This is a genomic window from Caballeronia sp. INML1, assembly GCF_023631085.1.
Taxonomy (GTDB): Bacteria; Pseudomonadota; Gammaproteobacteria; order Burkholderiales; family Burkholderiaceae; genus Caballeronia; species Caballeronia turbans.
The window spans coordinates 90,610-98,764 of sequence record NZ_JALQDT010000063.1 but is presented as its reverse complement, the minus strand read 5'-3'; the positions used below and the strand labels follow the sequence as shown (position 1 = coordinate 98,764).

Below are 8,155 nucleotides of genomic sequence, written 5' to 3'. Positions count from 1 at the left end.
GGTGCATCGGGTAGTAGAAAATTTAGATAGTTGACGTTAATCCCGGCGGTGTGGGTATTTTGCGCGGTCTGCGCGGTGCTGTTCATCCGCGGCGCGGCGCAGCGCAATCATGAACCGCTGCGTGAGCAGCGCGACCGCGAGCCGGCGGCGCATGCGTCGAAGGATTTCAGCCGTCCGGTCTGACCCGGTGACTCCGGCGAGGCGCCCATGCGCCTCGCTGGAAAAACATCAGAAAGCAGTGCCCAGCCTTACTTGCCCGCGTCGATCGCCGCGACCGCCGCGCGCAAGCCCAGCAGATAGCTGTCCACGCCGAAGCCCGAAATCTGCCCCTTGGCGATTTCCGCAAATACCGATTTGTGGCGGAATTCTTCCCGCGCGTGCACGTGCGACATGTGCACTTCGATGACCGGTGCGCTCAGAATGGCGAGCGCATCGCGGATCGCGTAGCTGTAGTGGGTCCACGCGCCGGCGTTGATTACGATCGCATCGACCTTTTCCTCGAACGCGCGATGAATGCGCGAGCACATTTCGCCTTCGATATTCGTCTGGTAGCACTCCACGTCCACGCCCAGCTCCTTGCCCAGCGCGGCCATTTGCTCGTCGATTTGCGCGAGCGTCGCCGTGCCGTACTGTTTCGGGTCGCGCTTGCCGAACATGTTGAGGTTGACGCCGTGCAGCGTCAGGATCTTTGCCATGTGATTTCCTTGAACTGGATGGGGGAATTGAAGAGATTCAGGCGGTCTCGACGATCTCGCCGCTCGTGGCGGCGCGCGCGATGGCCTCGGTGATCCGCAGATTCTGCAGCCCGTCGCGCGCGCTGACAATAGGCTCGGCTTCCCCGCGCGCCACGCGCCCGAAATGTTCCATCTGACGCGCGAGCGGATCGTCGCGCTGCATTGGCACGATGCTTTCCTCGAACGGCTTCCACCATGAGCGCTCGCCCGCTGCGGCGTAGGACTTGAGACGCATCGTGGGGACGGAAAGCGAGCCGAAGGTGCCCGCGATCACGTAGCAGTCTTCATCGGGATAGGTCGAATATGCCTTGTTCTCCTGCGAGGTCTGCTCCCAGCTGCGCGGGGACGCGGCCGTGTCGGACAGCATGAACGTGCCGAGCGCGCCGCTCGCGAAGCGCAGATTGACCGCGACGGTATCCTCGACGGCAAAGCCGCGCGTCGCGTGCGAAGCGAATGCATGCACCGCGACGATCTCGCCGCACAGCATGCGCAGGTTGTGCACTTCGTGGATCATGTTCAGCAGGATCGGCCCGCCGCCCGGCTCGCGGCGCCACGGCGCACTCGCGTAATACTCGTCGGGCTTGAAGAACACCGCGCTGCCCATCACCGCGACGAGCTTCCCGAGCCGTCCTTCGTCGATCACCTGCTTCGCGCGCGCCATGATCGGGCTATGCGCGCGATGATGGCCGATCAGCACTTTCACGCCCGAGCGTTCGATTTCATCGACGAGCGCCTGCGCTTCTTTCACAGTCGGCGCGACAGGCTTTTCCAGCAACGTCGGCACGCCGGCCGCGAGGCAGATGCGCGCGTGCTCCACATGCAGCTGGTTCGGCGTGGCGAGCACGATGCCGTCCGGGCGATCCTTCGCGAGCAGTTCATCGAGCGTTCTGTAGAGCGGCACGCCCGCTTTCTCCGCGATGGCCGCCGCCGGCGCCGGATCGACGATGGCGCTAAGCGTGCACGTCGCGCTCGCCTGCGCGACGCCCATGTGCGCCTGGCCGATATAGCCTGCGCCGGCCACCGCGATGCGTGTTTTGGCTGAGTCAGTATTCACTTGAATTCACCGGGTCGATAAAAAATAGCGCGTGCGAGGACACGCGGACGGCGCGGGTTGCGCGCCGCCGTGAGAAAAACAATCGGGGAAATGAGGCTCAGGAAGCGCGCGCGTTCGCGACCGATTCCGCGCGCAAGCGCTCGTACTCGGACTTCTCGACCGGCCGTGCGTCCTGTTCGCCGAGCTGGCTGAGCGGAATGCGGTACGTCTCGCGCGCGCTCCAGGCGGCCACGGCGGCGATGATCGTGACCGCGAGCGTGATCGAGCCGATGATGAGCGGAATGTTCGTCGCTCCGGGCGGCGCGACGGTGGCGAAGAGCGCGGGCAGGAGCGCCGTGATCGTCGTGCCGACATTCTGCGCGATCGCCATCGCGGACACGCGGGTGCGCGTCGGGAAGAGCTCCGGGTAGAAGCTCGGGAAGATCGCGTTATAGCCCTGATAGACGATGCCCCACATCAGCAGCGACGCGGCGATCGCCAGGCCGACGCTGTGAATGCTGATCGCATAAAGATACAGATACGACAGCAGCCCCGACGCAATCGCACCGACGATGATCGGCGGCTTGCGCCCGATCTTGTCGGAGAGATTGCCGACGAACGGAATCACCAACACGGCGAGAATGTTGCCGACGACCGGAATCCACAGATACACGCTCTTGTGAAAGCCGACGCCGTAAGCCGGCTGCACCGCGTACGCCGCGCCGAAAATGGTCGCGACCACGGGAATCACGTTCATCAGCGCCATGCAGACGACGCGGATCATGTCGGCGAGGTTGTACTTGAAGGCATCGACGATCGGCGAGCGCGGCACCGCGCCCTTTTCGCCTTCCTTCTCGAACGCGGGCGTCTCGTGCACTTCGCGGCGGATGATGTAACCCGCGACCAGCACGATTGCCGAGAGCAGGAACGGAATACGCCAGCCCCACGAGTTGAACGAATCCTCGGGCATGAAGTACGCGAGCGGCAGGAACACGGCGGCGGCGAGAATCTGGCCGGCCTGCACGCCCTGCAGCGTGAAGCTCGCGAAGTAGCCGCGCCGCCCGAACGGCGAGTGTTCGAGAATCATCGAACTCGCGCCTGAGATTTCACCCGCGACCGCGAAGCCCTGGACGAGCCGCAGAATCACGAGCAGCGCCGGCGCGAGCATGCCGACGCTGTGATACGTCGGCAACAGGCCGACGGCCATCGTCGAGAAGCCCATGAGGAACATGCACAGCACGAGCACGGTCTTGCGGCCGTGCGTGTCGCCGTAGTGGCCGAGCACGAACGCGCCGATCGGCCGCGCGACATAGCCCACGCCGTAGGTTGCGAGCGACGCGACGATCGCCACTTTCGGATTTCCCGACGGAAAGAAAAGCTGCGGGAAGATCAGCGCTGCGGCTTGCGCGTAGATAAAGAAGTCGTAGTACTCGAGCGCCGAGCCTATCCACCCGCTCGCGGTGGCTTTCTTCGTCTGCTTCCGGTGCTCGGCGTGCGACTCGCCTGGCGCGCCGGGAGGAAGAGAGTTCGTGTCCATGACGTCTCCATTTATGTTTCGCACGACGGTTTCTGTGGCCATCTTTACGACGACGCTGCGCTTTCGTTCTTCATCGACGACGCCCGCGCAAGGGGCGCGCGCGGACGTTCGTCCATCATCGCCTCTGAATCGAAAGCTTTCGATGAGGCAAAACCCGCGCGCCGGCGTCTGACTGCAAGGATTGAGCGCAAGATTACTATGTCCGCCGGCTAGCATAATCCAGCGCGGAGGAAAGTCAGAATGCGCTCCGGGCGAATAATCGGCGGCGCCGCGCATGCGCAGCGTCGAGCCCGTGCCTAAAGTATGTGCACACGCGGCCGTATACACGAGTACCGGCGGCGACGGCATCGCCGCCCGCGGTTTTTCGTCCTCTCGCTGGCCCCGGTCTTCCGTATGTCAGGCAATCCGTCCTTGATCGATTCGATTCTGGCCACGCCGGCGACAGAGAACGGGCGCATCACGACCGCCATTCGCGCGTCGCTGCTGTCGACACTCGTCGAGGACGTCCGCCCGCTTCTGCTGTCCGGCATTTCCAGCGCCTTCGTCGCGATGATCGCGCTCGGCCGTCAACAGGCGGTCTGGGCGATGCTCTGGGTCGCCGCCGACGCGCTCCTGCTCGCCGTGCGCCTGTCGATCGTGTGCCGCTACCGTGCGCTGAGCCGCCCGGTCGCGCCGCATCCCGGCCCGTGGGCGGGGCGCTACGCACCGTTCGCGCTCGCGACGTGTCTCGTGTCCGGCCTCGGCGCGATGGCCTGCGTGATTTCCGGCGACGCCGTGCTCGCCTCCCTCGCGATCATGGTGACGGCGGGCCTGCTCGGCGGCATTGCGTCGCGCAACGCGGGCACGCCGCATCTGGCGATCGCGCAGGTGTGCCTCGGCGCGCTGCCGATCGGCGTCGGCGGCCTGTTCGGGCCGGCCGGCTACTGGATTCTCCTGCCGCCGCTCTTTCTTTATATCGGCGCGATGTGCGCGGTCGTGCAGCGCCACTACTCCGGCCTCGTCGCGCTGATGACCGCTGAGCAGGGCCATGCCGAAATCGCCGCGCGCTTCGACGCGGCGCTCGCGCATATGCCGCACGGTCTGTGCACCGTGGATGCGTCGGGCAAGGTGGTGATCGCGAATCGCAAGGCGGCGGAGCTGTTCGGCGCGACCGTCGAAATGCTGCGGCTGAACGTGTCCTTGCCCGAGTTCATCGGCTACGTGGGCGTGGCGAAGTTCGGCGAGACGCTGCGCGCACAGTTCTCCGAGCGCTGCGCGCAATGGCTCGAGGCGGGCAAGCTGCCGCTCGATCTGCCGCTGCGCGACGGCCGGCTTCTGGAGCTGAGCCGCAACCCGGTGCCGGACGGCAGCGCGGTGATCATCATCGAGGACGTGACGGAGCGCCGCAAGGCCGAGGCGAAGATCCTGCACTGGGCGCATCACGATTCGCTCACGGGCCTGCCGAACCGGCGCTATCTCGGCGATCATGCCGAGCGTCTGATGGCGGGCGGCGCCGGCCGCGAAAAGGTGATGGTGATGTACGTCGATCTCGACGGCTTCAAACGCATCAACGACACGCACGGCCATAACGCGGGCGACGACCTGCTGAAGCTCGTCGCCGATCGCCTGCGCAACGCGATGCGCCGCGGCGAGCTGGCCGCGCGTCTGGGCGGCGACGAATTCGCGATCGTCGCGACGTACATCGCGGATGCGTCGAACACCGCTTTCGCGCGCAAGATCATCCGCGAACTGTCCGCGCCCTACGCGCTCTCGTGCGGGCTGACGGTGCGCGTGGGCGTGAGCGTCGGCATCGCGCTCGCCCGTCCGGGCGAAGTGTTCGAAAGCGCGTTGAAGCGGGCCGATGCTGCGCTCTATGAAGCGAAATCGGAAGAGCGCGGCGGATTTCGGTTTTCCGGCCGCGACGGCGATGCGGTGGCCAACGACGAGCAGGCCGTCGCCGCGCTGGGCGAGCGCGGCCGCGCGTGGTAGCGCATCACACGTTGGTATGAACGCGCCGAGCCCTTCGTAGAATGGCCGGCGCGCGTGCGCTTCTCTAAGCTGACGTCATGGTCACGCACTGGGAGCGCATCATGGCCGATACATCGACACGCAGGCTGTTATCGGGCTGCGCCGCCGTGCTGGCGTTCGGCACGTGGTATTCGCTGAACGCGCCGCATGACTGGAGCGCGCTCCCTCGCGCCGGTTGCGACACGGAGTTGCCGCTGGAGCGGATCGCGCTCGACGAAGAAGCGGCACCGGCGATCAAAACGCCGCTGCGATAACCGCGCTCACGGCCGTTGCGCCCGCGACGGCGTCGATGCGCCCTGCGGCATCTTCACGCCGAGCGCTTCGGCCTTCAGCACGAGATCGGCGAGCGAGCGCGCCGCCATCTTCTTCATCGCCTGGCCGCGATGAATCTTCACCGTGATCTCGCTCAGGTTCATCTCCGCCGCGATCTGCTTGTTCATCAGACCCGACACGACGAACGCCATGACCTCGCGCTCGCGCGGCGTTAGCGATTCGTACGAGCGGCGCAGGTCCGCGACGGAGCGGCTCGCCGCGCGCCGTTCCTCGTCGGCTTCCAGCGCCTGCGCGACGGCATCGAGCATGTCCTGATCGCGGAACGGCTTCGCGAGAAAATCCCGGGCGCCCGCCTTCATCGCCTTCACGGTCATCGCGATGTCGCCGTGCGCCGTCATGAATACGATCGGCAAGCCGACCTGGCTCGCGGCCATCTGCTCCTGCACGGCGAGCCCGCTCTGCCCTTTCAGCCGCACGTCGAGGATCAGGCAACTGGGCACCTCGGGCATGTCATACGCAAGGAACTCGTGCGCGGACGCGAACGTCATCACGTTCAGGCCGACCGAGCGCAGCAGCATGCGAAGCGCGTCGCGCATCGATTCGTCGTCGTCGACCACGTAGACCATCGCGGCGTTCGTTTTCGCGTCCGCGCCCTTGTCAATGCTCATCGTCTCCCCCCTGGTTTTCGGGCAGCACGAAGCGCAAGCGCGCGCCGCCTTCATCGGGCGACTCCGCCCATATCCTGCCGCCGTGCGCCTCGATGATCGAACGGCAAATCGACAAACCCATGCCCATGCCTTCGGCCTTCGTCGTGAAAAACGCGTCGAAAAGACGGCGCGCGCTGTCGACGCTGATGCCCGTGCCGGAATCCTGCACGGTGATCTGCGCGTAGCCTTCGTCGCTCGGGCTCGCGCCCGTCGCGACACGCAGCACGCGCGGCCCGTTCACGCCGGACATCGCCTGCGCGGCGTTCATCATCAAGTTGATGAGCACCTGCTGCAACTGCACGCGATCGCACCGCACGGTAGGCGAAGGCGTCGCGAGCTCCGTTTGCACTTCCACGCGATGACGTCCGAGCTCGCGCCGCACGAGTTCGATCGTCTCCCCGACGATCTCGTTCACGTCCAGCGTCGCGGGCTGGCTGTCGCGCTTTCTCGCCATCGCGCGAATGCGTGCGATGACCTCGCTCGCGCGCCTCGCGTCGCGAATCATCTGCGTGATCGATTGCTGCGCTTCCGCGATTTCGGGTTGCGCGCGGTTGAGCCAGCGCAGGCCGGCATCGCCGCTCGTGACGATCGCGGCCATCGGCTGCGTGACTTCGTGCGCAATGGACGCCGCCAGTTCGCCCAGCATCGTCACGCGCGTGACGTGCGCGAGTTCGGCGGTCGAACGCGCGAGCGCTTCCTGGGCGAGCTTGGTGTCGGTGACGTCCATCAGCGCGCCGACGTATTCGTCGCCATCCGCTTCGGTCGATGCGCGATGGGCGACGAAATGCACATGCTTGACCGACCCGTCCGGCAACAGAAGCCGATGCTCCACGTCGATGTCGCACACGCCGCCGATCGCGGCTTCATGCGCGCCGCGCACGATCCCGATGTCGTCGGGATGCGTGCGCGCGAGAATCGCTTCGACGGACGGCTCGACATCGCGCGGGTAATCGAAGATGCGGTACGCCTCGTCGGACCACCACATCGTGCCGGCGGGCAGGCGCGTCGCGATGCTGCCGGTGCGCGAAAGACGCTGCGCGTCGAGCAGAAACGCCTCGCTGCGCTTGAGCGCATCGCGCTGGCGCTGCAATTCCGCTTCCATGCGCTTGCGCTGCGTGATGTCGTTGCTCGTCGCAAGCACGGCGCACGGCAGGCCTTTCGCGTCGCGCAGCAACGCGGCCCGGCTCGCGATCACGATCTCGCTGCCGTCGTGCCGCACGCGCGTGATCTCGCCGTCCCATCGCCCCGAGCGCAGCAGTTCCGCTCGAATCTGCGCGTGCGGCACGGGCGAGTTCGACTGTGTCATGCTATGAATCGGCTGGCCGATCGCCTGTTGCGCCGAGTAGCCGTATAGCACTTCGGCGCCGCGATTCCAGAAGGTGATTCGCTCGTTCATGTCGTGCGCGACGATCGCGTCGTGCGCAAGATTGAGCAGTTCGAGCTGCTCCTGCATCTTGGTCGTCGTGGCCAGATTGCGCAGCGACAGAATGGCGGTCGTGCCGATCGCGAGCAGGCTCACCGCGCAGCGCGCGAGCGCGCCGCCCGACACGTTTTCGTCGTGCGAGAGAACGAAGCCGACGAGCGTCAGCACGACGCAACCCCACGCCGTCGTGACGGTCGCGGTGCGATTGCCCGTCGATGCGACGAGCAGCACGACGACGACATACAGCACCGCGATGGCGATATCGAGTGGTGTGAGCGCGTCGATCAGAAAGACGACGAGCGCAATGGCCGCCGCTAGGATCGACACGATGCGGGTATCGTGACGCACCGCGCGCGGCGCGCTCTGGAATGTCTCCATCACGGCCGGTCGGACGCCGGCGAATGGAAACGAACGACGAACGAGACAGGCGGCATGGTCATT

General features: G+C 65.8%; 8 protein-coding genes. 3 read left to right on the top strand and 5 right to left on the bottom strand.

The genetic code is table 11. The features are described from left to right. Window positions 1–30 precede the first annotated feature (30 nt). Window positions 31–183, top strand: coding sequence for a hypothetical protein (locus tag NCR38_RS25675; RefSeq protein WP_250477778.1), 153 nt, complete (start codon window positions 31–33; stop codon window positions 181–183). 65 nt (window positions 184–248) lie between these two features. Here NCR38_RS25675 and aroQ read toward each other — a convergent pair whose 3' ends face one another. The 3 genes from aroQ to NCR38_RS25660 all read right to left on the bottom strand — a co-directional run bounded on the left by aroQ (window position 249) and on the right by NCR38_RS25660 (window position 3,304). Then, entirely contained in the window at window positions 249–695 is a 447-nt protein-coding gene (gene aroQ / locus NCR38_RS25670; RefSeq protein WP_061116203.1) for a type II 3-dehydroquinate dehydratase, read from the bottom strand. Between the two features lie 37 nt (window positions 696–732). Continuing rightward, complete coding sequence (locus tag NCR38_RS25665; RefSeq protein ID WP_311394677.1) at window positions 733–1,788, bottom strand: Gfo/Idh/MocA family oxidoreductase; 1,056 nt, start codon at window positions 1,786–1,788, stop codon at window positions 733–735. Window positions 1,789–1,885: 97 nt separating this feature from the next. Further along, entirely contained in the window at window positions 1,886–3,304 is a 1,419-nt protein-coding gene (locus tag NCR38_RS25660; RefSeq protein WP_061116202.1) for an MFS transporter, read from the bottom strand. Window positions 3,305–3,697: 393 nt separating this feature from the next. On the opposite strand from NCR38_RS25660, the gene NCR38_RS25655 reads away from it, so the two are divergent. Beyond that, window positions 3,698–5,272 (top strand): sensor domain-containing diguanylate cyclase, encoded by a 1,575-nt coding sequence (locus tag NCR38_RS25655; RefSeq protein ID WP_086960695.1) that lies wholly within the window; start codon window positions 3,698–3,700, stop codon window positions 5,270–5,272. Between the two features lie 77 nt (window positions 5,273–5,349). Next, a complete protein-coding gene (locus NCR38_RS25650; protein WP_061116201.1) occupies window positions 5,350–5,565 on the top strand; it encodes a hypothetical protein in 216 nt (71 codons plus the stop codon). Between the two features lie 6 nt (window positions 5,566–5,571). On the opposite strand, the gene NCR38_RS25645 is transcribed toward NCR38_RS25650, so the two are convergent. Continuing rightward, window positions 5,572–6,252, bottom strand: coding sequence for a response regulator transcription factor (locus NCR38_RS25645; RefSeq protein WP_061116200.1), 681 nt, complete (start codon window positions 6,250–6,252; stop codon window positions 5,572–5,574). Continuing rightward, complete coding sequence (locus NCR38_RS25640; protein ID WP_061116199.1) at window positions 6,242–8,092, bottom strand: ATP-binding protein; 1,851 nt, start codon at window positions 8,090–8,092, stop codon at window positions 6,242–6,244. Before NCR38_RS25640 ends, NCR38_RS25645 begins: the two co-directional genes overlap by 11 nt. Between the last annotated feature and the right edge of the window lie 63 nt (window positions 8,093–8,155).